General features: G+C 70.8%; 22 protein-coding genes. 12 read left to right on the top strand and 10 right to left on the bottom strand.

Features of this window, described 5'->3' with window-relative positions; genetic code table 11:
- Positions 1-48: 48 nt before the first annotated feature.
- The gene (locus ACG04R_RS17885; protein ID WP_394413714.1) at positions 49-1,308 is read right to left on the bottom strand and encodes a c-type cytochrome; all 1,260 of its coding nucleotides are present in this window, start codon (positions 1,306-1,308) and stop codon (positions 49-51) included.
- Positions 1,305-2,003, bottom strand: a complete 699-nt coding sequence (locus tag ACG04R_RS17880; protein WP_394413711.1) for a c-type cytochrome — start codon at positions 2,001-2,003, stop codon at positions 1,305-1,307. The genes ACG04R_RS17885 and ACG04R_RS17880 overlap by 4 nt, the downstream gene beginning before the upstream one ends.
- 105 nt (positions 2,004-2,108) lie before the next feature.
- On the opposite strand from ACG04R_RS17880, the gene galB reads away from it, so the two are divergent.
- Positions 2,109-4,715 carry a beta-galactosidase GalB gene (gene galB, locus ACG04R_RS17875; protein WP_394413708.1) on the top strand — a complete coding sequence of 869 codons (2,607 nt, stop codon included), beginning with the start codon at positions 2,109-2,111 and terminating at the stop codon, positions 4,713-4,715.
- Here galB and ACG04R_RS17870 read toward each other — a convergent pair.
- Positions 4,712-5,389, bottom strand: coding sequence for a YggS family pyridoxal phosphate-dependent enzyme (locus tag ACG04R_RS17870; protein WP_394414278.1), 678 nt, complete (start codon positions 5,387-5,389; stop codon positions 4,712-4,714). The genes galB and ACG04R_RS17870 overlap by 4 nt on opposite strands.
- A 27-nt stretch (positions 5,390-5,416) precedes the next feature.
- Here ACG04R_RS17870 and ACG04R_RS17865 point away from each other — a divergent pair, with 27 nt between their 5' ends.
- The 3 genes from ACG04R_RS17865 to ACG04R_RS17855 are packed head-to-tail and all read left to right on the top strand — an operon-like array spanning position 5,417 to position 8,511.
- On the top strand, positions 5,417-6,460 hold the full coding sequence (locus tag ACG04R_RS17865) for a type IV pilus twitching motility protein PilT (protein ID WP_394413705.1): 1,044 nt from the start codon (positions 5,417-5,419) through the stop codon (positions 6,458-6,460).
- A 21-nt stretch (positions 6,461-6,481) separates the two neighbouring features.
- The gene (locus ACG04R_RS17860) at positions 6,482-7,618 is read left to right on the top strand and encodes a PilT/PilU family type 4a pilus ATPase (RefSeq protein ID WP_394413702.1); all 1,137 of its coding nucleotides are present in this window, start codon (positions 6,482-6,484) and stop codon (positions 7,616-7,618) included.
- 2 nt (positions 7,619-7,620) lie between these two features.
- Complete coding sequence (locus ACG04R_RS17855; RefSeq protein ID WP_394413699.1) at positions 7,621-8,511, top strand: NAD(P)-dependent oxidoreductase; 891 nt, start codon at positions 7,621-7,623, stop codon at positions 8,509-8,511.
- A 12-nt stretch (positions 8,512-8,523) separates the two neighbouring features.
- Here ACG04R_RS17855 and ACG04R_RS17850 read toward each other — a convergent pair whose 3' ends face one another.
- Together ACG04R_RS17850 and ACG04R_RS17845 are read right to left on the bottom strand one after the other, a co-directional pair.
- A complete protein-coding gene (locus ACG04R_RS17850) occupies positions 8,524-8,904 on the bottom strand; it encodes a nuclear transport factor 2 family protein (RefSeq protein ID WP_394413696.1) in 381 nt (126 codons plus the stop codon).
- Between the two features lie 36 nt (positions 8,905-8,940).
- The gene (locus ACG04R_RS17845) at positions 8,941-9,693 is read right to left on the bottom strand and encodes an SDR family oxidoreductase (RefSeq protein WP_394413693.1); all 753 of its coding nucleotides are present in this window, start codon (positions 9,691-9,693) and stop codon (positions 8,941-8,943) included.
- A gap of 183 nt (positions 9,694-9,876) precedes the next feature.
- Here ACG04R_RS17845 and ACG04R_RS17840 point away from each other — a divergent pair, with 183 nt between their 5' ends.
- Positions 9,877-10,797: a LysR family transcriptional regulator gene (locus ACG04R_RS17840; protein WP_394413690.1), complete on the top strand. Its 921-nt coding sequence runs from the start codon at positions 9,877-9,879 to the stop codon at positions 10,795-10,797.
- A 19-nt stretch (positions 10,798-10,816) separates the two neighbouring features.
- On the opposite strand, the gene ACG04R_RS17835 is transcribed toward ACG04R_RS17840, so the two are convergent.
- From ACG04R_RS17835 to ACG04R_RS17825, 3 genes are read right to left on the bottom strand one after another with little or no spacing between them, the layout of a single operon-like run.
- Positions 10,817-11,425: a BON domain-containing protein gene (locus ACG04R_RS17835; RefSeq protein ID WP_394413687.1), complete on the bottom strand. Its 609-nt coding sequence runs from the start codon at positions 11,423-11,425 to the stop codon at positions 10,817-10,819.
- A gap of 37 nt (positions 11,426-11,462) precedes the next feature.
- On the bottom strand, positions 11,463-12,041 hold the full coding sequence (locus tag ACG04R_RS17830; protein ID WP_394413684.1) for an SIS domain-containing protein: 579 nt from the start codon (positions 12,039-12,041) through the stop codon (positions 11,463-11,465).
- A gap of 16 nt (positions 12,042-12,057) precedes the next feature.
- Positions 12,058-12,450 carry a YraN family protein gene (locus tag ACG04R_RS17825; protein WP_394413681.1) on the bottom strand — a complete coding sequence of 131 codons (393 nt, stop codon included), beginning with the start codon at positions 12,448-12,450 and terminating at the stop codon, positions 12,058-12,060.
- Between ACG04R_RS17825 and rsmI the strand changes: the two genes are divergently transcribed.
- Positions 12,443-13,360 (top strand): 16S rRNA (cytidine(1402)-2'-O)-methyltransferase, encoded by a 918-nt coding sequence (gene rsmI, locus ACG04R_RS17820; protein ID WP_394413678.1) that lies wholly within the window; start codon positions 12,443-12,445, stop codon positions 13,358-13,360. The two genes, ACG04R_RS17825 and rsmI, sit on opposite strands and share 8 nt — an antisense overlap.
- 13 nt (positions 13,361-13,373) lie before the next feature.
- Here the strand turns inward: rsmI and ACG04R_RS17815 are convergent, their stop codons facing one another.
- Positions 13,374-13,724, bottom strand: a complete 351-nt coding sequence (locus tag ACG04R_RS17815; RefSeq protein WP_394413675.1) for a hypothetical protein — start codon at positions 13,722-13,724, stop codon at positions 13,374-13,376.
- 135 nt (positions 13,725-13,859) lie between these two features.
- On the opposite strand from ACG04R_RS17815, the gene tldD reads away from it, so the two are divergent.
- Positions 13,860-15,323 (top strand): metalloprotease TldD, encoded by a 1,464-nt coding sequence (gene tldD / locus ACG04R_RS17810; RefSeq protein ID WP_394413672.1) that lies wholly within the window; start codon positions 13,860-13,862, stop codon positions 15,321-15,323.
- Between the two features lie 50 nt (positions 15,324-15,373).
- Here the strand turns inward: tldD and ACG04R_RS17805 are convergent, their stop codons facing one another.
- A complete protein-coding gene (locus ACG04R_RS17805; protein ID WP_394413669.1) occupies positions 15,374-16,015 on the bottom strand; it encodes a TetR/AcrR family transcriptional regulator in 642 nt (213 codons plus the stop codon).
- Between the two features lie 143 nt (positions 16,016-16,158).
- Between ACG04R_RS17805 and ACG04R_RS17800 the strand changes: the two genes are divergently transcribed.
- The 5 genes from ACG04R_RS17800 to rbbA are packed head-to-tail and all read left to right on the top strand — an operon-like array spanning position 16,159 to position 23,832.
- Positions 16,159-17,880 (top strand): PHA/PHB synthase family protein, encoded by a 1,722-nt coding sequence (locus ACG04R_RS17800; protein WP_394413666.1) that lies wholly within the window; start codon positions 16,159-16,161, stop codon positions 17,878-17,880.
- 1 nt (position 17,881) lies between these two features.
- Positions 17,882-18,649: an enoyl-ACP reductase FabI gene (gene fabI, locus ACG04R_RS17795; RefSeq protein WP_394413663.1), complete on the top strand. Its 768-nt coding sequence runs from the start codon at positions 17,882-17,884 to the stop codon at positions 18,647-18,649.
- Positions 18,650-18,653: 4 nt separating this feature from the next.
- Positions 18,654-20,054, top strand: a complete 1,401-nt coding sequence (locus ACG04R_RS17790) for an efflux transporter outer membrane subunit (RefSeq protein ID WP_394413660.1) — start codon at positions 18,654-18,656, stop codon at positions 20,052-20,054.
- Positions 20,051-21,124 (top strand): HlyD family secretion protein, encoded by a 1,074-nt coding sequence (locus ACG04R_RS17785; RefSeq protein ID WP_394413656.1) that lies wholly within the window; start codon positions 20,051-20,053, stop codon positions 21,122-21,124. Before ACG04R_RS17790 ends, ACG04R_RS17785 begins: the two co-directional genes overlap by 4 nt.
- Positions 21,124-23,832: a ribosome-associated ATPase/putative transporter RbbA gene (gene rbbA, locus ACG04R_RS17780; RefSeq protein WP_394413653.1), complete on the top strand. Its 2,709-nt coding sequence runs from the start codon at positions 21,124-21,126 to the stop codon at positions 23,830-23,832. Before ACG04R_RS17785 ends, rbbA begins: the two co-directional genes overlap by 1 nt.
- Positions 23,833-24,131: the final 299 nt, after the last annotated feature.

The following is a 24,131-nucleotide window of genomic DNA, read 5'->3' as shown; positions in this document are numbered from 1 at the left end:
TGCCCTGTGGGCTCAGGAAACTGCGGGTTGCTACCTATGCGCTGGCGGTCAACGGGCGCCGGCCGCCGCGCGCAGGCGCAGCACCTCGACCGTGTCGACCTCGCCCGCGTGATGGCCGAAGCCCTCGCGCAGGTGGCTGGCCACGGCGGCCAGGTCGTCGGCACCGAGCACGCCGGCGAACGGCGGCATGCCGTAAGGCCGTGGATGCCCGGGCGTCGCCGGCGCGAAGCCGCCGCGTTCGATGAGGCGGATGAGGTTGGCCGCGCTGGCCTGCGTGACGGTGCGGCTGCCGGCCAGCGCCGGGTAGGCCGGGGCGCCGCTGGCGTCGAGCCGGCCTTCGCCGTTGGCGCCGTGGCAGGCGGCGCAATGGTCGCGGTAGAGGCTGGCGCCGCGCTCGCGGCGGCGCGGTGAAGGCTCGGCGCCTTCGGGGCGCTCGACGGCCTGCTCGGGCAGCGCGCGCAGGTAGGCGGCCATCGCGGCGAGGTCGACGTCGTCCAGCGCCGCCGTGCTGCCCAGCACCACCTCGGCCATCGGGCCGTGGGCCCCATGGCCGTCGCGCAGCAGTCGCTTGACGGCGCCGGCCGTCCAATGCTGCACGCCGGCCTCCAGCGGGTCCAGCAGCGACGGTGCGACCCAGCCGATGCCGGCCAGCAGCCCGCCGCGGAAGTCCGTCGCGCCGCGGTCACCGCCCAGCGCGTCGCGGCCGGCGTGGCAGGCGCTGCAGTGGGCCAGGCCCTGGCTCAGGTAGGCGCCGCGGTTCCAGGCGACGCCGCGTGCCGGGTCGGGCTGGTAGACGCCGGGCTTGAAGTACAGCGCCCGCCAGGCGGCGATGGCCAGCTGGCTTCCGTACAGCCCGCGCAATTGGTGCTCGCGGCGCGGCGCGGCAACCGGCGGCTGGGCCTGCAGCCAGGCGTACAGCGCATCGGCGTCCTCGCGGGTGACGAGGGTGGTGTTCGTGACCGGGTGGGCCGGCACCAGCAGCCGGCCGTCGCGGCTCTGGCCCAGGTGCAGCGCGCGCCAGAAGTCGTCGGCGCTCCAGCCGGCCAGACCGGTGGCGTCGGGCGTGAGGTTGGGCGAGAAGACGGTGCCGAAAGGCGTCGGGATGGCCCGCCCGCCGGCCAGCCGTTCGCCGCCGCGTGCCGTGTGGCAGCCGGCGCAATTGCCGATGGCTGCGAGGTAGGCGCCGCGCTTCAGGTCGACGGGTACGGTGGACGGCGGCGTGGCGTCGGGCAGGTGGCGCTGCCAGGCCAGCAGCGCCCATGGTGCGGCCAGCACGGCGATGACAGCGGCGATCAGCCAGCGCTTCATGGCAGCACCCCGCAGCGCACGGGGGCCGGCGTCGCGAGCGCGGCGGCCGGATGCGGATCGGCCGGCAAGGGCTGACCGGCGAGGAACTGCGTCACGGCATTGATCTCGGCGTCGGTCAGCGTCCTCGCAATCTTCTCCATGCAGTCGGGCGCCTGCGCGTGCCGCTGGCCGCTGCGCCAGGCGCCGAGCTGGCCATTCAGGTAGTCCCGCGACAGGCCCAGCAGCCCGGGGACGGCCGGCTGTGTGCCGGTCAGGCGGTCGCCGTGGCAGGCGATGCAGGCGGGCAGCTTGCGGGCCGGGTCGCCGTTGCGGACGAGCGCCTCAGCGCGTGCCAGCTCCGGTGCCGCCAGCGTGGGGGGCTGCGGCGGCGGATAGGGCAGGTCCAGCGACGCGAAGTGGCCGGCCAGCTCTTTCAGATAGGCGTCGGACAGCGGCGCGATCAGTTCGCTCATCAGCCCGTAGTCGCGCCGGCCTTCGCGGAAGTTCAGCAGCTGGTTGTAGAGATAGCCGGCCGGCTTGCCCGCCAGCCGCGGGTAATAGCCGTCGGGCGCGGCGCGGCCCTCTTTGCCATGGCAGCCGGTGCAGGCCAGCGCGCGCTGGGCCAGCGTGTCCGGCACCGGCTCGGCCGCGATGGCGGCAGCGCCGGCGAACATCAGCAGGCCGGCGGCCAGCGCGGGGAGGGAGCGGGTCAGCATGAGCCCGGAGTGTGCCTCGGACGGCAAACGCTCACGGGCTTGAGCGTTTGCCGTCCCGCCGGGGCGCCTAGCATGCGGCGCTTTCCTCCGCTTCAAGGCCAGACCATGTCGACTTCCACAGCACCGCTGATCCTGATGGCCCTGGCACTCATCAGCAGTGCGCCCGCCCAGGCCCGCGAGCGGCAGGACTGGTCCGCGGGATGGCGCTTCGCGAAGGGCGACCCGGCCGGTGCGCCCGCGTTGAAGCCTGCCGACTTCAAGCCCTGGCTGTTGGCCGGGGCCGCGCCGTTGCTGGCCACGCCGCCGGCCGCGCCGCCCACCGGTCCGGCGCCCGGCGAGTCGCTGACCTACGCCCAGCCCGGCTTCGACGACGCCGGCTGGCGCCAACTGGACCTGCCGCACGACTGGGGCGTCGAGGGCGATTTCGACCAGGCCCTGCCCGGCGAGACCGGCAAGCTGCCCTGGCAGGGTGTGGCCTGGTATCGCAAGCACCTGGCGCAGCCGGCCGGTGCCGCCGGTCAGCGCACGGTGCTGGAGATCGACGGTGCGCTGGCCAACTCGGCCGTCTACTGCAACGGCCGGCTCGTCGGCGGCTGGGCCTACGGCTACACCTCCTACCAGGTCGACCTGACCGGCTGCCTGAAGCCGGGCGCCGACAACACGCTGGCCATCCGCCTCGACAACCCGCCCGACTCGTCGCGCTGGTACCCGGGCGGCGGCCTCTATCGCCACGTCTGGCTGACGCGCACGGACGCCGTCCACGTGCCGGCCGGCCAGGTGTTCGTGCGCACGCCGCAGGTGACGCCCGAGCGCGCCACCGTGGCCGTGCGGGTCGCGGTGGCCAACGAGAGCCGCGCGCCGGTCAGGGTCGGCGTGACGGTGGACATCTACCGTGCCGACGCCGACGGCCACCCGGTCGGCAAGCCGCTGCTGCCGTCGCGCGAGCAGCCGCGCACGCTGAAGGCCGGCGATCGCACGGCGCTGGATTTCGACGTGCGCCTCGACAAGCCCGCGCTGTGGGACGTGAGCTCGCCGCAGCGCCACGTCGCCGTGACCGTCGTGAAGCAGGGCGGCCGCGTGCTGGACCGCGTGGAGACGCCGTTCGGCATCCGCCAGATCGCGTTCACGGCGGACGACGGCTTCCACCTCAACGGCCGCCGCGTGCAGCTCAACGGCGTGTGCATGCACCACGACCTGGGCGCGCTGGGCGCCGCGTTCAACGTGCGTGCCGCCGAGCGCCAGCTGGGGCTGCTTCGCGAGATGGGCGTCAACGCGCTGCGCACCAGCCACAACCCGCCCGCGCCCGAACTGCTGGAGCTGACCGACCGCATGGGCTTCCTCGTCGTCGACGAGTTGTTCGATACCTGGACGCACGCGAAGAAGCCGAACGACTACCACCAGCATTTCGCCGACTGGTCCGAGCCCGACCTGCGCGCCTGGGTGCGCCGCGACCGCAACCATCCGTCGGTCATCCTGTGGAGCATCGGCAACGAGATCCACGAACTGGGCCGCCCGGACGGCCCGCCCGTGGCGGCGCGCCTGGCCGGCCTGGTGAAGCAGGAAGACCCGAGCCGCCTGGTCTCGGCGGCGGCCAATGTCGTGCAGGCCGGCTACAACGGCTTCCAGAAGACCGTGGACGTGTTCGGCTACAACTACAAGCCGAAGGAGTACGCCAAGTTCCACGCCGCCAACCCGGCCCAGCCGCTGTTCGGCAGCGAGACGGCGTCGACGCTCAGCACGCGCGGCGAGTACGTCTTCCCGGTCAGCGACGACCCGACGCAGGGCCGCGCCGGCTTCCAGGTCAGCAGCTACGACCTGGTCTACCCGTCCTGGGCGACGACGCCCGACGCCGAGTTCAAGGCGCAGGACCAGCAGCGTTACGTGGCCGGCGAGTTCGTCTGGACCGGCTTCGACTACCTCGGCGAGCCCACGCCCTACAACGACGACCTGACCAATGTGCTGAACTTCCCCGAGGGGCCGGAGCGCGAGCGCGCCCGGGAAGAGCTGGCGCGGCTGGGCAAGATCCAGATGCCGTCGCGCAGTTCCTACTTCGGCATCCTCGACCTGGCCGGCTTCAAGAAGGACCGCTTCTACCTGTACCAGGCACACTGGCGGCCCGAGCTGCCGATGGCCCACATCCTGCCGCACTGGAACTGGCCGGAGCGCGTGGGCCAGGTCACGCCGGTGCATGTCTACACATCGGGCGACGAGGCCGAGCTGTTCCTCAACGGCCGCTCGCTGGGCCGCAAGAAGAAGGCCGAGGGCGACTACCGCCTGCGTTGGGACGACGTCGTCTACGAGCCGGGCGAGCTGCGTGTCGTGGCCTACAAGGCCGGCAAGGAATGGGCACGCGACCGGGTGGTGACGACGGGCGCCGCCGCGGCGCTGCAACTGGCCGCCGACCGCTCGACCATCGCTGCCGATGGCAAAGACCTGGCCTTCGTGACCGCGACGGTCGCCGACGCGGCCGGCCAGGCGGTGCCGCGCAGCAAGCCGCTGCTGAGGTTCGCGGTGGACGGCCCGGGCGAGATCGTCGCCACGGACAACGGTGACCCGACCGACCACACGGCCTTCAAGGCTACCGAGCGCAGGGCCTTCAACTCGCTGGCGCTGGCCATCGTCAAGCTCAAGCCCGGCGCGACGGGGGCGGTGACGCTGAAGGTGTCTTCCGAAGGGCTGAAGCCAGCGGAAGTCGTGATCCGCGCCCGCTAACGGGCGCCGAAGATGGCCGAGCCGACGCGCACCATCGTCGAGCCGGCCTGGATGGCGTCCTCGAGGTCGGCGCTCATGCCCAGCGACAGCGTATCGAGAGGAAGCCCCTCAGCTTTCAGCGACTCGAACAGCGCCGCCATCGCCTGATGCTGGGCCAGCGCGCCGGGGCCGGGCTCCGGAATGGCCATCAGGCCGCGCAACTTCAGCCGTGGCAATGTGGCGACCTGGCGGGCCAGCGTGGCGACTTCGTCGGGCAGCAGGCCGCTCTTGCTCGCCTCCGCGCTGATGTTGACTTGCAAGCAAATGTTCAGCGGCGGCAGGTCTGCCGGGCGTTGCTCGGACAGGCGTTGAGCAATCTTGAGCCGGTCCACGCTGTCAACCCAGTCGAACGCTTCGGCGACGAGCTTGGTCTTGTTGGATTGCAGCGGCCCGATCAGGTGCCACTCGATCTGACGCCGCAGGTCGGCCAGTTCCTCGACCTTGGCCAGGCCTTCCTGCACGTAGTTCTCGCCGAAGGCGCGGGCGCCGGCGGCGAAGGCTTCCCGCACGGCCGAGCCGGGGAAGGTCTTGCTGACAACCAGCAGCTGTACCGCGTTGGGTGGACGGCCAGCTGCGACACATGCCGCAGCAATGCGTGTTTTGGTGATTTGGAGGGAATCTGAGATCGCCATAATCAGCCGAGCATTTACAGGCACCCACTCATGGATATCACCCAGCTGCTGGCATTTTCGGTCAAGAACAAGGCGTCGGACCTGCACCTCTCGGCCGGCCTGCCGCCCATGATCCGCGTGCACGGCGACGTGCGCCGCATCAATGTCGAGGCCCTGGACCACCGCGCGGTCCACGACATGGTCTACGACATCATGAACGACTCCCAGCGCAAGGTGTACGAGGAGACGCTGGAAGTCGACTTCTCGTTCGAGATCCAGGGCCTGGCGCGCTTCCGCGTCAACGCCTTCAACCAGAACCGCGGCGCGGGCGCCGTGTTCCGGACCATTCCGAGCAAGATCCTGTCGCTGGAGCAGCTCAACGCGCCCAAGGTGTTCGCCGAGCTGGCGCTGCGCCCACGCGGCCTGGTGCTGGTGACGGGGCCGACCGGCTCCGGCAAGAGCACGACGCTGGCCGGCATGGTCAACCACCTCAACGAGAACGAGTACGGCCACATCCTGACCATCGAGGACCCGATCGAGTTTGTCCACGAGTCCAAGAAGAGCCTGATCAACCAGCGGGAAGTCGGCCCGCACACGCACTCGTTCGCGAACGCGCTGCGCTCGGCGCTGCGCGAGGACCCGGACTGCGTGCTCGTCGGCGAAATGCGTGACCTGGAAACCATCCGCCTCGCGCTGACCGCGGCCGAGACGGGTCACCTGGTGTTCGGCACGCTGCACACTTCGTCCGCCGCCAAGACGGTGGACCGCATCGTCGACGTGTTCCCCGCCGCCGAGAAGGAAATGGTGCGGGCGATGGTGTCCGAGTCGCTGCAGGCCGTCATCTCGCAGAGCCTGTGCAAGTTGAAGGACGGCACCGGCCGCGTGGCCGCGCACGAGATCATGCTGGGCACCTCGGCCATCCGCAACCTGATCCGCGAGAACAAGGTCGCGCAGATGTATTCGGCCATCCAGACCGGCAACTCGATGGGCATGCAGACGCTGGACCAGAACCTGACGGACCTGGTCCGGCGCAACATCATTTCGCCGGCCGAGGCTCGGGCAAAGGCGAAGTTCCCCGAAAACTTCCCCGGCTGATCGAGGCAAAGGACACCCACCATGGAACGCGATCAGGCCTCGAAATTCATCAACGACCTGCTGCGGCTGATGCTGTCGCGCAAGGGCTCAGACCTCTTCCTGACGGCCGAGTTCCCGCCCGCCATCAAGGTGGACGGCAAGATGACCAAGGTGTCGCCGCAGCCGCTCACCGGCCAGCACACGCTGCAGCTGGCGCGGTCCATCATGAACGACAAGCAGGCCGCCGAGTTCGAGCGCACCAAGGAGTGCAACTTCGCGATCTCGCCGCACGGCATCGGCCGCTTCCGCGTCAATGCCTTCATCCAGCAGGGCCAGGTGGGCCTGGTGCTGCGGACCATTCCGTCCACGCTGCCGACCATCGCCTCGCTGGACCTGCCGGTGGTGCTGCGTGAGGTGGTGCAACAAAAGCGCGGCCTCGTCATCGTCGTGGGCGCGACGGGCTCGGGCAAGAGCACCTCGCTGGCGGCGATGATCGACGAGCGCAACGAGACGACCTACGGCCACATCGTGACGATCGAGGACCCGATCGAGTTCGTGCACCCGCACAAGAACTGCATCGTCACGCAGCGTGAGCTGGGCATCGACACCGACAGCTGGGAAGCCGCGCTGAAGAACTCGCTGCGCCAGGCGCCCGACGTCATCCTGATGGGCGAGCTGCGTGACCGCGAGACGATGGATCACGCCATCGCCTTCGCCGAGACCGGCCACCTGTGCATGGCCACGCTGCACGCCAACAGCGCCAACCAGGCGCTGGACCGCATCATCAACTTCTTCCCCGAAGACCGCCGCCAGCAGCTGCTGATGGACCTGTCGCTGAACCTGCGCGCGCTGGTGTCGCAGCGGCTGCTGCCGCGCCGCGAGGGCAAGGGTCGTGTCGCAGCCGTCGAGATCATGCTGAACTCGCCGCTGATCTCCGACCTCATCTTCAAGGGCGAGATCAGCGAGATCAAGGAGCTGATGAAGCGCTCGCGCGAGCAGGGCATGCAGACCTTCGACCAGGCGCTGTTCGACCTCTACGAGGCCGGCAAGGTCACCTACGAAGACGCGCTGCGCAACGCCGACTCGGTCAACGATCTGCGCCTGCAGATCAAGCTCAACAGCGAGCGCGCCCGCAGCGGCGACCTGTCCACCGGCACCGAACACCTGACGATCATCTGAGCATGAGCACCCGCAGCTACGACCCCATTCCCTCCCGCCGCGTCGCCTTCCTGGGCCTGGGCGTCATGGGCCATCCGATGGCCGGCCACCTGGCCCGCGCCGGCCATCAGGTCACGGTCTACAACCGCACGGCCGCCAAGGCCGAGTCGTGGGTGAAGGAATACGGCGGCGCGTTTGCCACCACGCCGGCCGAGGCCGTGCAGGGCGCGGACTTCGTGTTCTGCTGCGTGGGCAACGATGACGACCTGCGCTCGGTGGTGCTGGGCGAGCAGGGCGCGTTCGCCGGCATGGCGGCAGGCGCGGTGTTCGTCGACCACACGACGGCATCGGCCGAAGTCGCCAGCGAGCTGTACGCCGCCGCCACTGAGCGGGGCCTGCATTTCGTCGACGCGCCGGTCTCCGGAGGACAGGCCGGTGCGGTCAACGGCGCGCTGACCGTCATGTGCGGCGGTGACGCGGCGCCTTTCGATGCGGCCAGGCCGCTCGCGCTGGCCTTCGCCAAGGCCGTCACACTGCTGGGCGGCCCGGGCTCGGGTCAACTGGCCAAGATGGTCAACCAGATCTGCATCGCCGGCGTCGTGCAGGGCCTGGCCGAGGCCGTGCGTTTCGGCCAGAACGCGGGCCTGGACATGGTCCAGGTGCTCGAAGTCATCGGCAAGGGCGCGGCCCAGAGCTGGCAGATGGACAACCGCGGCAAGACCATGGTCGAGGACAAGTTCGACTTCGGCTTCGCGGTCGACTGGATGCGCAAGGACCTCGGCCTCGTCCTCGACGAGGCCCGCCGCAACGGCTCGCGCCTGCCGCTGACGGCGCTGGTGGACCAGTTCTACGCCGACGTGCAGGCGCTGGGCGGGAACCGCTGGGACACGTCCAGCCTGATCAAGCGGCTCTGATTTCGCCGCGCTTCAGTCCTTGCTGAACGCCGCCGCGGCCGCCGCGGTGTCCAGCGCCTCGCGCAGGCGCTGGATCTTGCCGTCCTGGGCGATCAGCACGCCGGCATAGGTCTGCCGGTACAGCTTGCCGGTGTCAGCGACCGCGGCCTCGACGGAATACTCGGCGAACACCTTGTCCGGGGTGTCGATCCAGACTGTCAGGTCCTTGAAGCGGAATTCGGGCACGCGCTTGAGCAGGCCGGCCACGAGGCCCTGGATCTGCTGCGGGCCGACGGCGCGCGCCTTCACGGTGGGCAGTTCCAGGATGCCGTCCTCGGCGAAGAGGGCGGCGGCGGTGGTCGGGTCCTGGATGTTGTCCAGGTAGGCCTTCAGGAGTTCGAGAGCGGTTTTCATGGGTTTCCTCGTTGGGTGTGGGCCTGTCATCCGGGCTCAGACCTGCGCCATGCCGCCGTCGACGAACAACTCGACGCCGTTGATGTAGCTGGCCGCGTCGGAACCGAGGAAGGCCACGACCTTGCCGACCTCGGACGCCTCGCCGAGCCGTCCCAGTGGCACCTGCGCTGCGAGATAGTCGAACAGGCCCTGGCGCGAAGCGTCGTCGGGCGCCAGGCCACCCAGGCCGGGCGTGCGGATGGGGCCCGGGCTGACCGCGTTCACGCGGATGCCACGATCCTTCAGGTCCAGCGCCCAGGACCGCGCGAAGTTGCGCACGGCCGCCTTGCTGGCGCTGTAGACGCTGAAGCTCACCGTGCCGAGCACCGAGGTCGTCGACGACGTCAGGACGATCGATGCGCCGTTGCTGAGCAGCGGCAGGGCCTTCTGTACCGTGAACAGGACGCCGCGGACGTTGGTGCCGAAGATGCGATCGAAGTGCTCCTCGGTGATGGCGCCCAGCGGCAGCATGTCGCCGCCGCCGGCGTTCGCGAACAGGATGTCGAGCCGGCCGGCCTGCCTGGCGATCTGGGCGTAGACGCTGTCCAGGTCGCTCAGCACCGACGCGTCGGCCCGGATGCCGGTGGCGTTGGGGCCGATTTGTCGGACCGCAGCGTCCAGCTCGGCCTGGCGGCGGCCCGTGATGAAGATCTGCGCGCCTTGGGCGGCCATTTCGGCGGCGGCGGCCAGGCCGATGCCCGAGCTGCCTCCGGTAACGAGGGCGATCTTTCCTTCGAGTGGCTTGTTCATGTTCAGCTCCTTGGTGATGACGTTGAGAGTGGCTGCCTCGAGTTCGTCGGACCTCGCTGGGGAGGCGGCTTCGCTGTCGGCATGGGCTCAATGTAGGAAAGCTGGATTGATTGAAAAATAGATTTCAATGGAATGAATATCTACGGATGTAGATAATTGAAGAGGTATGGAGGAGGACGCCTGATGGATCAGTTGCTGGCGATGCGTGCCCTCGCCCGGGTGATCGAGGCAGGGAGCTTCACGCGGGCGGCGGACTCGCTGGACATGCCCATCGCGACGGTGAGCAAGCTGGTGCGGGAATTGGAGGCGCACCTGGGTGTGCGGCTGCTGCAGCGGACCACGCGACGCGTGACCGTGACACCCGAAGGCGAGGAGTACTACGCCAAGACTGGCCGGGTGCTGCGCGATCTCGAGGACATCGACGGTGCCTTCAACCTGGCCCGGGGCAAGCCGCGTGGCCAGCTACGCATCGACGTCGGCGGGTCCACCGCGCGCGACGTGCTGATCCCTCTGCTGCCGGACTTCATGTCGCGCTATCCAGACATCCGCATCGACCTGAGCGTCTCGGACAGGTCGGTCGACCTTGTCGGCGACAACGTCGACTGCGTGATCCGCGGGGGAGCGATGGCGAGTTCTTCGCTCGTGGCCCGCCGGCTGGGCGAAGCCGTACTGCTTACCTGCGCTTCGCCGAACTACCTGAAGCAGTTCGGGACGCCCGCGTATCCCGACGAACTGAAGAACGGCCACCGGCTCGTTGCTTATGTGTCGAGCAACACGGGGCGGCCATTCCCGTTCCGCTTCGAGCGGGGCGGCGAGAAGGTGGAGATCAAGGTCGACCCCCGCGTCGGCGTCAACGAGAGCAACGCGCACCTGGCCGCCTGCGTCGCAGGGCTGGGCATCGTCCAGACGTTCGGCTACGCAGCCGCCTCGGCGCTGCGCGAGGGCACGCTCGTCGAGATCCTGCAGGCGTGGCGCCCGGCGCCGTACCCGTTCCAGCTCGTCTATCCGCAGACCCGGCACGTCACGCATCGCCTGCGCGTCTTCATGGACTGGCTGGTCGACGTGTTTCCAGATCGGGTTGCGGAGCGTCCCGGCCGAGGTTGAGGGCCGGGGCGAGAAGCGTTTACTTCTTCGGCAGCGTCTGTGCGAGTTCTTCCTCGCTGATGATCTCGAACGCCCGCACGACCTTCTTCACGCCGCTGATCTGCCGCGCGATCTCGGTGGCGCGGTCGGCCTCCCGCTCGGTCACGCGGCCCATCAGGTAGACCTGGGAGCGCTCGACGACCACGTAGAAGGCGTTGCTCAGCAGGTCGCGCGCATCGATCAGCTTGGCCTTGACCTTGCCGGCGATGACGGTGTCGTTGGTACGGCTGCCCAGCGAGCTGGCGGCCATCACCTCCACCTCGTTCATCACCTTCTGCACGTTCTCCACGCCGCCGACGATGGCGTCCAGACGGGCCCTGGATTCCTCGGAGTTGGCCTCGCCGGTGATCAGCACCGTGCGGTTGTAGCTGTTGACGCTGACGTGCACGCGCTCGCCGAGTTGCTCGCGGATGCGGTTGCCGGCCTTGACCTCGATGGTCTCGTCCTCGAGCTGGGTGCCCGAGGTGCGGCGGTCGGTGGCGACGCTGACGCCGCCCATCATGGCGCCGCCGATCAGCAGCGGTGCGCAGCCGGTGGCGAGCGTGCTGGCGAGGACGGCGGCGGTCAGGGTGAGGGTGAGCTTCTTCATCGGAGATTCCATCGGAAAAGGTGAGGGTCAACAGACCCTATTCGTCGCTGCCCAGCAGTTGCAGGTCAACGGCGTCGGCCAGCGCATGCAGCAGCACGCGCTGGGCCTCCACAACGCGCGGCTCGCGGCCGTGGCTGACGCGGATCTGGATGTCGGTGTCCTGCAGCAGGCCACGCCACTCGTCGCTGGCGCCGGGCGGCTGCGAGGTGAGCGCGATGATGCTCATCTCCTGGGCATGGGCCACCGCCAGGGCCGGCTGCCAGGCGTCGCGCTGCTCGCGCAGCGGCTCGATCATGACGAGCACGTCGCCAGGGTGGCCGTGGGCCTGCAGCAGCCGGGCCAGGTCCAGCCCGGCGGCCTCGCGGGCCTGGGCGGCGAGGCTCCATGCGGCCAGGCCGGGGCGCTCCTGCTCGAAGCGGCCGGCCAGGCGCGCGGCCAGGTAGTCAGCGTCCATGCTTGCCAGGCCCTGGGCGGCACACAGGATGCGGTTGCCGCCGGTGATGGCGTCCACCACCATCTGCGCAGCCATCGCCAGGGGCCGGGCCAGTTGCTCGGCGGCTTGGTAGAGCAGGTCGGCGCTCTCGAAGAACTGTTGCTGGATTCTTTGTTCAATCATGCCGGGCGAATCATAGTCAGCCCGCGTCGAAGGCCCCCTGTAACCAGGTGAGTTCGGTGCCGTCGATGGCCACGACGTCGAAGCGGCAGGGCGGTGGCGTGGCGTGGCGCAGCAGGTAGTGCTGCGCCGCATAGACCAGCCGCTGCTGCTTGCGGGCCGTCACGCTGGCGGCCGCGCCGCCGTGCGAGGCGTCGGCCCGGGCGCGCACCTCCACGAAGACCAGCGTGCCATCACGGTCGGCCATGATGAGGTCCACCTCGCCGGCGTGGCGGCTGGGGCCGGCGGCGACTCGATAATTCCGCTCCAGCAGGCGCAGGCCGGCGCGTTCGAGATGCGCCAGCGCCGCGTCTTCCGCCGCATCGCCGCGCGTCTTGGTCGCCGGTTTTGATCGAAAGACCCCCTTGAACATTGACGCCTCCCTGCTTCGCCAGGCCGCACAGGCCGCAGCCGGCGGCCAGCAGTATCCGGCCGCCACGCTCTACCTCGTCGCGACGCCGATCGGCAACCTCGCCGACCTGAGCCTGCGTGCCATCCACCTGCTGGGGCTGGCCGATGCGCTGGCCTGCGAGGACACGCGCCAGGGGGGCGGCCTGCTGCGCCACCTGGGCCTGCACAAGCCGCTGATCGCGCTGCATCAGCACAACGAGCGCGAGGCCAGCGCCGGCGTCATCGCGCGGCTGGCAGCCGGCGAGCGCGTCGCCTATGCGTCCGATGCCGGCACGCCGGCCATCTCGGACCCCGGCGCCGTGCTGGTGCGCGAGGTCGTTGCCGCCGGCTACCGTGTGCTGCCGCTGCCCGGGCCCAGCAGCGCGGTGACGGCGCTCAGCGTCGCCGGCGACACGGCGGCCACGAGCTTCGCCTTCGCCGGCTTCCTGCCAACCAAGGCGGGCGAGCGCCGCACGGCGCTGCAGGCGGTGCTGGCCGTCGAAGGCCAGAGCCAGGTCGTCTTCGAGGCGCCGCACCGCATCGTCGAACTCATCGGGCTGCTGGCCGAACTCGCGCCGGCGCGCCGCGTGACGGTCTGCCGCGAGCTGACCAAGCAGTTCGAGAGCGTCCACACCGCCGAGGCCGCGACGCTGCCCGGCTGGCTGGCTGCCGACGCGCAGCGCCAGCGGGGCGAGTTCGTCCTGGTGCTGCATGCCCAGGCGCCGCAGGCCGCGGCGGAGGACGACCTGCCGGCCGAAGCGCTGCGTGTGCTGGCGCTACTGGCGGCCGAACTGCCGCTGAAGCAGGCCGTCGCGCTGGCCGCGCAGATCAGCGGCGCGCCGCGGAACCGGCTCTACGACGCCGGCTTGAAGCTCAAGCGCGGCGGCGACTAGGCCGCCCCGGGCCTCACTGGCCGGTGGCTGTGCGCTCGTTGTGCTTCTTGCGGCGGATGTCGCGATTGGCGCCGTCCTGCATGGCGGTCAGGCGGCGGCGCTCCTTGGCGGTGACGGTGCCATCGGCCTTGGCCTTGGCCTCGGCGTTGTCGATGCGGCCCTGCTCCTTCTCCAGGCGCTGGGTCTCGTGCGCCGTCAGGCTGCCGTTGGCGGCGCCCTGGGCGATGCGGTCCTGCTGGCGGGCTTCGCGCTTGTCGATGCGGGGCGTGTTCGTGCCCGGCGCGGACGCGGCGGGCGCCTGGGCGAAGGCGCTGGCGGCGGCCAGCGTCAGCAGGGCGATCAGGGTGTTGCGGTAGGTGGTCATCAGTTGCTCCTTGTCAGGGTTGGGGTGAAAGGCCCCTCCACAACGACGACTGTGCACGCGCAGCCGACAGGCCGGGCGTAACCGGCGATGCCCATGTCTTTCAATGTCTGACGCGCAGCTTCCTAGAATCAACCCATGATCGCCGTCGAACCCACCCTGGCCCGCCTGGCCACCGCCCGCTCGCAACTGCTGGAGCCCTTCGGCCTGACCGAAGCGTCGCTGTCGCAGGCGCTGCGCCTCATCACCGAGCACCGGGTCGACGACGCCGACCTGTACTTCCAGACCACGCGCGCCCAAGGTTGGAGCCTGGAGGAGGGCATCGTCAAGAGCGGCAGCTTCAGCATCGACCAGGGCGTGGGCGTGCGCGCCGTGGCCGGCGAGAAGACGGCGTTTGCCTACTCGGACGACATCTCGCTGGACTCGCTGCTGGACGCCGCCCGCACGGTGCGCACCATCGCCGCGGCCGGGCAGAGCCGCAAGGTCAAGGTGCCTTCGCAGGGCCGCGTGGCCGGCAGCCGTGAGCTGTACGGCGTGGCCGACCCCATCGCCAGCCTGGACAGCGCGGCAAAAGTCGCGCTGCTGGAGCGTGCCGAGAAGATGGCCCGCGCCAAGGACCCGCGCGTCGCCCAGGTCATGGCCGGCCTGGCCGCCGAGCACGAGGTCGTGCTGATCGCCCGTGCCGACGGCACGCTGGCGGCTGACGTGCGCCCGCTGGTGCGCCTGTCGCTGACCGTCATCGCCGAGAGCAACGGCCGCCGCGAGGTGGGCAACGGCGGTGGTGGCGGCCGCTTCGGCCTGGCCTATTTCACCGACGAGATGATCGCCAGCTACGTCGACCAGGCCGTGCACGCCGCGCTGACCAACCTGGAAAGCCGCCCCGCGCCGGCCGGCGAGATGACCGTCGTCGTCGGCCCGGGCTGGCCTGGCGTGCTGCTGCACGAGGCCGTCGGCCACGGGCTGGAGGGCGACTTCAACCGCAAGGGCTCCAGCGCGTTCTCCGGCCGCATCGGCCAGCGCGTGGCCGCCAAGGGCGTGACGGTGCTGGACGACGGCACCATCCCCGACCGCCGCGGCTCGCTGAACGTCGACGATGAGGGCTGCGCCAGCCAGCGCAACGTGCTCATCGAGGACGGCATCCTGAAGGGCTACATCCAGGACGCGATGAACGCGCGGCTCATGAAGGTGGCGCCCACCGGCAACGGTCGCCGCGAGAGCTACGCCCACGTGCCGATGCCGCGCATGACCAACACCTACATGCTGGGCGGCAAGGACGACCCGAAGGAGATCGTCGCGTCGATCAAGAAGGGCCTGTACGCCACCAACTTCGGCGGCGGCCAGGTCGACATCACGAGCGGCAAGTTCGTGTTCTCGGCCAGCGAGGCCTACTGGGTGGAGAACGGCAAGATCCAATACCCCGTCAAGGGCGCCACCATCATCGGCAACGGCCCGGACGCGCTGACCCGCGTCAGCATGATCGGCAACGACATGGCGCTGGACACGGGCGTGGGCGTCTGCGGCAAGGAAGGCCAGAGCGTGCCGGTGGGCGTGGGCCAGCCGACGCTGCGCATCGACGGGCTGACCGTGGGCGGCACGGCCTGACACGAGGCCCACGGCCCGTCGCTCGGCCCGCGTCTGTGCGTTGCGCGTCTTCAGCCCCGGGCCATCAGCATCAACAGCAGCTCGCGATGAGCCTGCCGGATGCGTTCCGGCGGGTAGAGCAGATGCTCGGGCAGCACCAACTGCATCAGCAGCGCATGCACGGCCGGTGACAGCGCCAGCCAGGGCTCGCGAGCCAGCAGCGGTGTCGCGGTGTCGGGCCGCTGATCGCCCAGATGGCGGGCCAGCAACTCGCCCACGGCGACCAGGAACGGCTCGATGACGGCGCTGCGCCAGCGCGCCACCATGGCCGGCACGCGCTCGGCCTCAGCCACCAGCAGCCGCAGCACGGTGCGCAGCTCCGGCCGGCCAAAGCTGGCCTCGAGTTCATCCAGCAGCCAGTCCACCAGCACGCCGACGCCCAGCTCGGCGGCAGGCGGTTCGCCCAGCTCGGGCGCGACCAGCACGCGCGACAGCAGCGCCTCGAAGACCTCGTCCTTGCTCGCGAAATGCGCATACAGCCCGCCCTTGGACAGGCCGCTGCGCAGCGCGATGTCGTCCATGCGCGCGGCGGCGTAGCCGCGCTCGGCGAACACGGCCAGGGCGGCGTCCAGGATCTGCTGGCTGCGCACGGCCGGCGGCAGGCGCAGACGCGGGCCTTCGCGCCGGACCGGCGCGGCCATCTGTGCGTCCATTTCTATGTCTCCTTGATGACGGCCAGTAGATACCGACCGGCCAGTCGTTAGCTTGACTTCGGTCAAGTCAGCGCTGTGCGTGGCTGCCTACATTGGCTGGCGACCGGGCCGTCTGGCCCCGCACAGGACCACTGGGAGGACCGATGAGCAGCCCCGAGACCGACAGCCCGAGCCAGCGGCTTGACCAACATTTCCACGCCGCGCTGGCGCGCTGGACGCGCTCGCTTTCCGTCGTGTCACCGGCCCTGGCGCTGGCCGACTGGGCGGCGCACCTGAGCCTGTCACCGGGCCGGCGCCTGGAACTGGCCGCGCTGGCCCAGCAGCAGGCCGCCGAGCTCGTGGCCTATGCCCGCGACAGCTGGCAGGGTGCCGACCCGCCCCGGCCGCCGCTGCCCGATCGCCGCTTCGCCGGCCCCGACTGGCAGCACTGGCCGTTCAACGTGATGCAGCAGGCCTTCGTCATGCAGGAGGCCTGGTGGGCCGAAGCCACGCGCGGCGTCTGGGGCGTGGACCGGCACCATGGCGAGCTGATGGCCTTCTGGACCCGCCAGTGGCTGGACATGGCCTCGCCCGCCAACCTGCCCTGGAGCAACCCCGAGGTGCTGCGTCGCACCGCTGCCGAGGGAGGCATGAACTTCCTGCGCGGCGCGCAGGACTGGGCGGATGACGTGCAGCGCCTGGCGACCGGCGCGCCGCCGGCCGGCACCGAGGACTTCGCCGTCGGCCGCAACCTGGCGTTGACGCCCGGCAAGGTGGTCTGGCGCAACGCGCTGATGGAGCTGATCCAGTACGCGCCGCAGACGCCGACCGTCCATGCCGAGCCCCTGCTCGTCGTGCCGGCCTGGATCATGAAGTACTACATCCTCGACCTGGCGCCCGGAAGCTCGCTGATCGAGCACCTCGTGCAGCAGGGGCACACGGTGTTCGCGATCTCGTGGAAGAACCCTGGTGCCGAGCAGCGCGAGCTGGGCATGGACGACTACCTGCAGCTGGGCATCGCCGACGCGCTGCGCGCCGTCAACGCCATCGTGCCCGGGCGGCGCGTGCACGGCGTGGGCTATTGCCTGGGCGGCACGCTGCTCTCCATCGCTGCCGCCGCGATGGCGCGCGACGGCGACGAGCGCTTCGCGGCGCTGACGCTGTTCGCCGCGCAGACCGACTTCAGCGAACCCGGCGAGCTGGGCCTGTTCATCGACGAAAGCCAGCTCAGCCTGCTGGAGGCGCAGATGCAGCAGCGCGGCTATCTGCGCGCCGACCAGATGGCCGGCGCTTTCCAGATGCTGCGCTCCTACGACCTGCTGTGGTCGCGCGTGGTGAAGGAATACCTGATGGGCGAGCGCCCCGCGCTGAACGCGCTGATGGCCTGGAATGCCGACGCCACCCGCATGCCGGCGCGCATGCACGGCGACTACCTCCGCCAGCTCTTCCTGCACAACGACCTGGCCGAAGGCCGCTACCTCGTCGGCGGCCATGCCGTGGCGCTAAGCGACCTGCAGCTGCCGATGTTCGTCGTCGGCACCGAGACCGACCACGTCGCGCCCTGGCGCTCCGTCTACAAACTGCACCACCTCTGCCCGGCCGAGATCCGCTTCGTGCTGACCAGCGGCGGCCACAACGCCGGCATCGTCAGCCCGCCGGGGCAAGGTCACCGCCACTACCGCGCGGCGACTGCCGCGCCCGGCCAGCCCTACGTCGCGCCGCAGGACTGGTTCGACGCCGCGCCCGTCACCGAGGGCTCCTGGTGGCCAGCCTGGGTCGACTGGCTTGCCGGCCGCGGCGGGCCGCGCGTGAAGCCGCCGCGCCTGGGCGCCAAGGCCGCGCCCGTGCTCGGCGACGCGCCGGGCACCTACGTGCTGGAGCGCTGACATGGCCGGTGAACTGCAAGGCCTGCGCGGCCTCGTCGTCGGCGTGGCCAACGAGCACAGCATCGCCTGGGGCTGTGCCCGGGCCTGCCACGAGGCCGGCGCCGAACTGGCCTTGACCTGGCTGAACGACAAGGCCCGGCCCTTCGTCGAGCCGCTGGCCGAGCAGGTCGGCGCGCGGCTGCGGCTGCCGCTGGACGTCGAGCAGCCGGGCCAGCTGGAAGCGGTGTTCGATGCGATCCAGCGCGAGTGGGGCGGGCTGGACTTCCTTGTCCACTCCATCGCCTTCGCGCCGCGCGCGGACCTGCAGGGCCGCGTCGTCGACAGCAGCGCTGCCGGCTTCGCGCGGGCCATGGACGTGTCCTGCCACTCACTGTTGCGCATGGCGCGGCTGGCCGAACCGTTGATGACGCACGGCGGCAGCATCGTCACGATGAGCTACCTCGGCGCTGAAGAGGTGGTCGCCAACTACGGGCTGATGGGGCCGGTCAAGGCCGCGCTGGAGTCCAGCGTGCGCTACCTGGCTGCTGAGCTGGGCCCCCGAGGCATCAGCGTCAACGCCGTGTCGCCGGGGCCCGTGGCCACGCGGGCGGCGTCAGGGCTGCCGGACTTCGACGAGCTGATGGCCCGCTCGCGCGAGCGCGCGCCGCTGCGTCGGCTGGTGGACATCGCCGAGGTCGGCGCACTGTGTCGCCACCTGGTCAGCCCGCTTGGCCATGCGCTGACGGGCAACGTGCTCTACGTCGATGCCGGCCTGCACATCCTGGGATGACGCGATGCGATGGACCCTGACCGCGACCGCCCTGGCCGCACTGCTGGCGGCCTGTGCGCCGCTTGCCCCTGAGCCTGCGCCTGACGCTGGCCTGCCGCTGCGCTTCGCCGGTGACGCTGCGGAACCGGGCGTCGCCACGCCTGCCTGGCGCGACTACTTCACCGACCCGGCGCTGCAGGCCCAGATCGCGCAGGCCCTCGCGCACAACCGCGACCGCGCGCTGGCCCTGGCCCGGCTGGACGAAGCCCGTGCCCTGGCAGGCCTGCAGGCCAGCCAGCGGGCGCCGCAGATCGTGCTGGACGCGCAGGGCCAGCGCACCCGCGTGCCGGCCGACCTGAATCTCACCCGCCGCCCGCTGCTGGGCAACGACTTCCAGCTCGGCCTGGGCCTGGCCAGCTGGGAGCTGGACCTGTGGGGCCGGCTGGCCAGCCTCGACACGGCCGCCCGCCAGGCCTGGCTGGCCAGCGATGCCGCCGCGCAGGCGCTGACGCTGTCCCTGGTGCACCAGGTTGCGCAGACCTGGCTGCAGCTCGCCGAGCTGGACGAGCGCCTGCGCCTGGCCCGCCGCGCGCTGGACAGCCGTGAGGAGACGCTGCGCATCTTCACGCGCCGGGTCGAGGTGGGCGCCACCTCGCGGCTCGCGCTGACCCAGGTGCAGCTTCTGCAGACGCAGGCCGCGGCGCTGGTGTCGCAGCTGCAGCAGCAGCGCGAGGCGCAGTGGCAGGCGCTGACGCTGCTGACCGGCGGCGCGCCCGCGGCGGGCGAACCCCGCCTCACCGAGCTGGCGCCGCTGCGTGCTGGCCTGCCGGCCGAGCTGCTGCGCCAGCGGCCCGACCTCGTCGCCGCCGAGCACCAGCTGCGCGCGGCCGATGCCAACGTGCAGGCCGCCCGCGCCGCCTATCTGCCGCGCATCAGCCTGACGGCGGCGTTCGGCAGCGCGAGCGCCGAGCTGTCGGGCCTGCTGAAGGCCGGCAGCAGCGCCTGGAGCGTGACGCCCGACGTGGCGCTGCCGCTGCTGGACGGCGGCCGCCGCGAGCAGGCCCTGGCCGTGCAGCAGGCCCGCCGCCAGCAGGCGATGCTGGCCTACGAACGCGCCGTGCAGGGCGCGCTGCGCGACGTCAACGACGCGCTGTCGGCGCGCCAGCGTTACGCCGAGCAGCTGGACATCGCCGGCCAGACGCTGGCCGCCCAGGCCGAGCGCGCCCGCCTCGCGCTGCGCCGCTACGACACCGGCGCCGCCGCCTTCCTCGAAGTGCTGGACGCCCAGCGCGACCTGCTCGCCGCCGAGCAGCAGCAGGTGCAGGCCCGGCGCGCGCTGCTGGCCAGCCAGGCCAGCCTCTATGCCGCCCTCGGCGGCGGCGACCTCACGATCCAAGAACAAGCCTCCCAGGGAGCCCGCCCATGACCGCCCCGTTCCTCAAGAAGACCCTGCTGCCCGCCGCGGTGGGCCTGGCCGTGCTGGCGCTGGCCGGCTGGGGCTGGACGCGGCTGCACCCGCAGGGGCCGGGTGAGGCCTTCGTGCAGGGCAATGGCCGCATCGAGGCCACCGAGATCGACATCGCCACCAAGCTGCCGGGCCGGCTGCAGGCCGTCATGGCCGGCGAGGGCGACTTCGTCGCTGCCGGACAGCCACTGGCACGCCTGCAGGTGCAGAGCCTGGAAGCCCAGTACGCCGAGGCCCAGGCGCGGCTGCGGCAGGCCGAATCCGGCGTCGACAGCGCCCAGGCGCAGGTGGCCGTGCGCGAGAGCGACCGCCGCGCAGCCCAGGCTGTTGTTGCGCAGCGCGAGGCCGAGCTGGACGCCGCGCGCCGGCGCCTGTCGCGCTCGCAGGCGCTGGCCGAGGAGGGCGCATCGTCTGAGCAGGAGCTGGACGACGACCGCGCCCGCGTGCGCAGCGTCGAGGCGGCGTTGGCGGCGGCTCAGGCCCAGGTGGCTGCTGCGACGGCCGCCATCGAGGCCGCGCGCACCCAGGCCACCGGCATGCAGGCTACGGTCAAGGCCGGCGGCGCGACGGTGGACCGCGTCAAGGCCGACCTCGACGACGCCGTGCTGACGGCGCCGCGTGCCGGCCGCGTGCAGTACCGCATCGCCGAGGCCGGCGAGGTGCTGGGCGCCGGCGGCAAGGTGCTCAACCTCGTCGACCTCAGCGACGTCTACATGAGCTTCTTCGTGCCCGAGGCCGTGGCCGGCCGACTGGCGCTGGGCAGCGAGGTGCGCCTGGTGCTGGACGCCGCGCCCGGCCTGGTCATCCCGGCCAGGGTGTCCTTCGTGGCCAGCACGGCGCAGTTCACGCCCAAGACGGTCGAGACCGCCAGCGAGCGCCAGAAGCTGATGTTCCGCGTGCGCGCCCAGATCGCACCCGAGCTGCTGAAGAAGCACGCCGAGCAGGTCAAGACCGGCCTGCCCGGTGTGGCCTGGGTGAGGCTGGATGCGCAGCAGCCCTGGCCGGCGGCGCTGTCCAAGGTCGTTGACTGATGACGCTGGCGCGCCTGCAAGCCCTGAGCCTGCGCTACGGCGACACGCAGGCGCTGGCCGACGTGACGCTGGAGCTGCCGGCCGGCCGCATGCTGGGCCTGATCGGGCCCGACGGCGTCGGCAAGTCCAGCCTGCTGTCGCTGATCGCCGGCGCGCGCGCGCTGCAGCAGGGGCGGCTGGAGGTGCTCGGCGGCGACATGGCCTCGCGAGCCCACCGCGAGCGCGTCTGCCCGCGCATCGCCTACATGCCGCAGGGCCTGGGCCGCAACCTCTACCCGACGCTGTCGGTGGAGGAGAACCTGCAGTTCTTCGGCCGGCTGTTCGGCCACGGCGCGGCCGAGCGGCGCCGGCGCATCGACGAACTCTGCGGCAGCACCGGGCTGCTGCCCTTCCTCGCGCGGCCGGCGGGCAAGCTCTCGGGCGGCATGAAGCAGAAGCTGGGCCTGTGCTGTGCGCTGATCCACGACCCCGACCTGCTCATCCTCGACGAGCCCACCACCGGCGTGGACCCGCTGTCGCGCGCGCAGTTCTGGCAGCTCATCGCACGCATCCGTGCGCAGCGGCCCGGCATGAGCGTCATCGTCGCGACCGCCTACATGGAGGAGGCCGAGGCGTTCGAATGGCTGGTGGCGATGGACGCCGGCCGCGTGCTGGCCACCGGCACGCCGGCCGAGCTGCGCGGCGTGCAGGCCTCGCTGGAGCAGGCCTTCATCGCGCTGCTGCCCGAGGAGCGGCGGCGTGGCCACCGCGAGGTCGTCGTGCCGCCGCTGGCCGCCGAGGCCGATGACCAGATCGCCATCGAGGCGCGCGGGCTGACGATGCGCTTCGGCGACTTCACGGCGGTCGACCATGTCGACTTCCGCATCCGCCGCGGCGAGATCTTCGGCTTCCTCGGCTCCAACGGCTGCGGCAAGTCGACGACGATGAAGATGCTGACTGGCCTGCTCAGCGCCAGCGAGGGCCGGGCCTGGCTGTTCGGCCGCGAGGTGGACCCGCGCGACCTGCAGACCCGCCGGCGCGTGGGCTACATGACGCAGGCGTTCTCGCTCTACGCCGAGCTGAGCGTGCGCCAGAACCTGGTGCTGCACGCCCGGCTGTTCGAGGTGCCGGCGGCGCGGCTGGAAGCGCGTGTCGACGAGATGCTGCAGCGCTTCGGGCTGGAGGCTCAGGCGGACAGCCTGCCCGAGGCGCTGCCGCTGGGCATGCGCCAGCGCCTGTCGCTGGCCGTGGCCATGGTGCATAGCCCGGAGCTGCTCATCCTCGACGAGCCGACCTCCGGCGTGGACCCGGTGGCGCGCGACATGTTCTGGCAGCTGATGGTGGAGCTGGCCCGGCGCGACGGCGTGACGATCTTCATCTCCACGCACTTCATGAACGAGGCGCTGCGCTGCGACCGCATCTCGCTGATGCATGCCGGCCGCGTGCTGGTCAGCGACACGCCGGCCGCCATCCAGGCCGGGCGCGGCGCGGCCAGCCTGGAGGAGGCCTTCATCGCCTATCTGCAGGAGGCCACGGGCGAGGCCCCGGCGGCTGACACGGCCGGCGCGGCGCCCGCCGTGGCCGCGCCGGCGCCGCCGCGCCGCCGCTTCAGCCCGGCACGTGCATGGAGCTACAGCCTGCGCGAGGCGCTGGAGCTGCGGCGCGACCCGGTGCGCGCGACGCTGGCGCTGCTGGGCACGGCGCTGCTGATGTTCATCATCGGCTACGGCATCAGCCTGGATGTGGAGAACCTGCGCTTCGCCGTGCTGGACCAGGACCAGACCGGCCTGAGCCAGAACTATGCCCAGCGCCTGGCGGGTTCGCGCTATTTTCTGGAGCAGCCGCCGCTGCACGACCACGCCGAGCTGGACCGCCGCATGCGGGCTGGCGAGCTGGCGATGGCCATCGAGATCCCGCACGGCTTCGCGCGCGATTTGGCCCGCGGCCACGCGGCGCAGATCGGCGTCTGGGTGGACGGCGCGATGCCCACGCGCGGCGAGACCTCGCGAGGCTATGTGCAAGCCATGCACCAGCTCTGGCTCGTGGAGATGGCGCGCGAGCACTTCGGCGTCGCGCTGGCCGCGCCCAGTCATGTGGAGCTGCGCTACCGCTACAACCCCGACGTGAAGAGCCTGCCGGCCATGGTGCCGGCCGTCATCCCGATGCTGCTGATGATGATCCCGGCCATGCTGACGGCGCTGTCCGTGGTGCGCGAGAAGGAGCTGGGCTCCATCCTCAACCTCTACGTGACGCCGGTGCGGCGCAGCGAGTTCCTGCTCGGCAAGCAGCTGCCCTACGTGCTGCTGGCGATGCTGAACTTCTTCCTGCTGGTGGTGCTGGCGGTGACGGTGTTCGGCGTGCCGCTGAAGGGCAGCCTGATGGCGCTGTCGGTGGCCGCGCTGCTCTACGTCGTGGCGGCGACGGGACTGGGCCTGCTGGCCTCGACCTTCACGCGCAGCCAGATCGCGGCGCTGTTCGTCACGATGATCGGCACGCTGATTCCCTGCGTGCAGTTCGCGGGGCTGATCGATCCGGTGTCGTCGCTGGAAGGGGTGGGGTCGCTGGTCGGCCGGGTCTATCCGGCGGCGCACTTCCTGACGATCAGCCGGGGGGTGTTCAGTAAGGCGCTGGCGTTGCCTGACTTGTGGAGCAGCTTGTGGCCGTTGGCGGCGGCGGTTCCGGTCATCCTGTTGGCGGCGATGTTGCTGCTGAGGAAGCAGGAGCGGTGATGGCTTCGCGTTGCTTTGGCTTGGTGGCCAGGCCCAGCCGGGACGTCGCCCCGGCGGGCGACCTTCTTTTTGAGCGACCAAAAAGAAGGCAAAAAGTCGCCCCTGCTCCGTCGCCCCTCGCTGCGCTCGGGGTCCCCTGCGCTTCTCGGTCGCCAAGGCCCGCGCAAAACTCCCTTCGTTCGCGTCGCTCACTGCGGTCAGACAGTTGCGCGGAGTCAGTCGTTGAAGCGCGCTGCGCGCGCGCCTCGGCGCCCTGCGACGCTCGGCTCCTCCAAAGGGGGGTGAAGGAACAGCCGAAC

The organism is Pelomonas candidula (assembly GCF_043555985.1).
In the GTDB taxonomy this organism is placed as follows: domain Bacteria; phylum Pseudomonadota; class Gammaproteobacteria; order Burkholderiales; family Burkholderiaceae_C; genus Pelomonas; species Pelomonas candidula.
The sequence above is the reverse complement of the archived record's forward strand: the minus strand, read 5'-3'. Positions and strand labels throughout refer to the sequence as shown.

What these genes read in the sequence shown, in the direction of transcription:
- ACG04R_RS17815 (WP_394413675.1), bottom strand. Translation starts at nt 13,724, where the DNA reads ATGACCACCTACCGCAACACCCTGATCGCCCTGCTGACGCTGGCCGCC.
- ACG04R_RS17805 (WP_394413669.1), bottom strand. Translation starts at nt 16,015, where the DNA reads ATGGACGCACAGATGGCCGCGCCGGTCCGGCGCGAAGGCCCGCGTCTG.
- ACG04R_RS17885 (WP_394413714.1), bottom strand. Translation starts at nt 1,308, where the DNA reads ATGAAGCGCTGGCTGATCGCCGCTGTCATCGCCGTGCTGGCCGCACCA.
- galB (WP_394413708.1), top strand. Translation starts at nt 2,109, where the DNA reads ATGTCGACTTCCACAGCACCGCTGATCCTGATGGCCCTGGCACTCATC.
- ACG04R_RS17880 (WP_394413711.1), bottom strand. Translation starts at nt 2,003, where the DNA reads ATGCTGACCCGCTCCCTCCCCGCGCTGGCCGCCGGCCTGCTGATGTTC.
- ACG04R_RS17860 (WP_394413702.1), top strand. Translation starts at nt 6,482, where the DNA reads ATGGAACGCGATCAGGCCTCGAAATTCATCAACGACCTGCTGCGGCTG.
- fabI (WP_394413663.1), top strand. Translation starts at nt 17,882, where the DNA reads ATGGCCGGTGAACTGCAAGGCCTGCGCGGCCTCGTCGTCGGCGTGGCC.
- ACG04R_RS17790 (WP_394413660.1), top strand. Translation starts at nt 18,654, where the DNA reads ATGCGATGGACCCTGACCGCGACCGCCCTGGCCGCACTGCTGGCGGCC.
- ACG04R_RS17830 (WP_394413684.1), bottom strand. Translation starts at nt 12,041, where the DNA reads ATGATTGAACAAAGAATCCAGCAACAGTTCTTCGAGAGCGCCGACCTG.
- ACG04R_RS17835 (WP_394413687.1), bottom strand. Translation starts at nt 11,425, where the DNA reads ATGAAGAAGCTCACCCTCACCCTGACCGCCGCCGTCCTCGCCAGCACG.
- ACG04R_RS17825 (WP_394413681.1), bottom strand. Translation starts at nt 12,450, where the DNA reads ATGTTCAAGGGGGTCTTTCGATCAAAACCGGCGACCAAGACGCGCGGC.
- tldD (WP_394413672.1), top strand. Translation starts at nt 13,860, where the DNA reads ATGATCGCCGTCGAACCCACCCTGGCCCGCCTGGCCACCGCCCGCTCG.
- ACG04R_RS17850 (WP_394413696.1), bottom strand. Translation starts at nt 8,904, where the DNA reads ATGAAAACCGCTCTCGAACTCCTGAAGGCCTACCTGGACAACATCCAG.
- ACG04R_RS17865 (WP_394413705.1), top strand. Translation starts at nt 5,417, where the DNA reads ATGGATATCACCCAGCTGCTGGCATTTTCGGTCAAGAACAAGGCGTCG.
- ACG04R_RS17840 (WP_394413690.1), top strand. Translation starts at nt 9,877, where the DNA reads ATGGATCAGTTGCTGGCGATGCGTGCCCTCGCCCGGGTGATCGAGGCA.
- ACG04R_RS17845 (WP_394413693.1), bottom strand. Translation starts at nt 9,693, where the DNA reads ATGAACAAGCCACTCGAAGGAAAGATCGCCCTCGTTACCGGAGGCAGC.
- ACG04R_RS17785 (WP_394413656.1), top strand. Translation starts at nt 20,051, where the DNA reads ATGACCGCCCCGTTCCTCAAGAAGACCCTGCTGCCCGCCGCGGTGGGC.
- rbbA (WP_394413653.1), top strand. Translation starts at nt 21,124, where the DNA reads ATGACGCTGGCGCGCCTGCAAGCCCTGAGCCTGCGCTACGGCGACACG.
- ACG04R_RS17855 (WP_394413699.1), top strand. Translation starts at nt 7,621, where the DNA reads ATGAGCACCCGCAGCTACGACCCCATTCCCTCCCGCCGCGTCGCCTTC.
- ACG04R_RS17800 (WP_394413666.1), top strand. Translation starts at nt 16,159, where the DNA reads ATGAGCAGCCCCGAGACCGACAGCCCGAGCCAGCGGCTTGACCAACAT.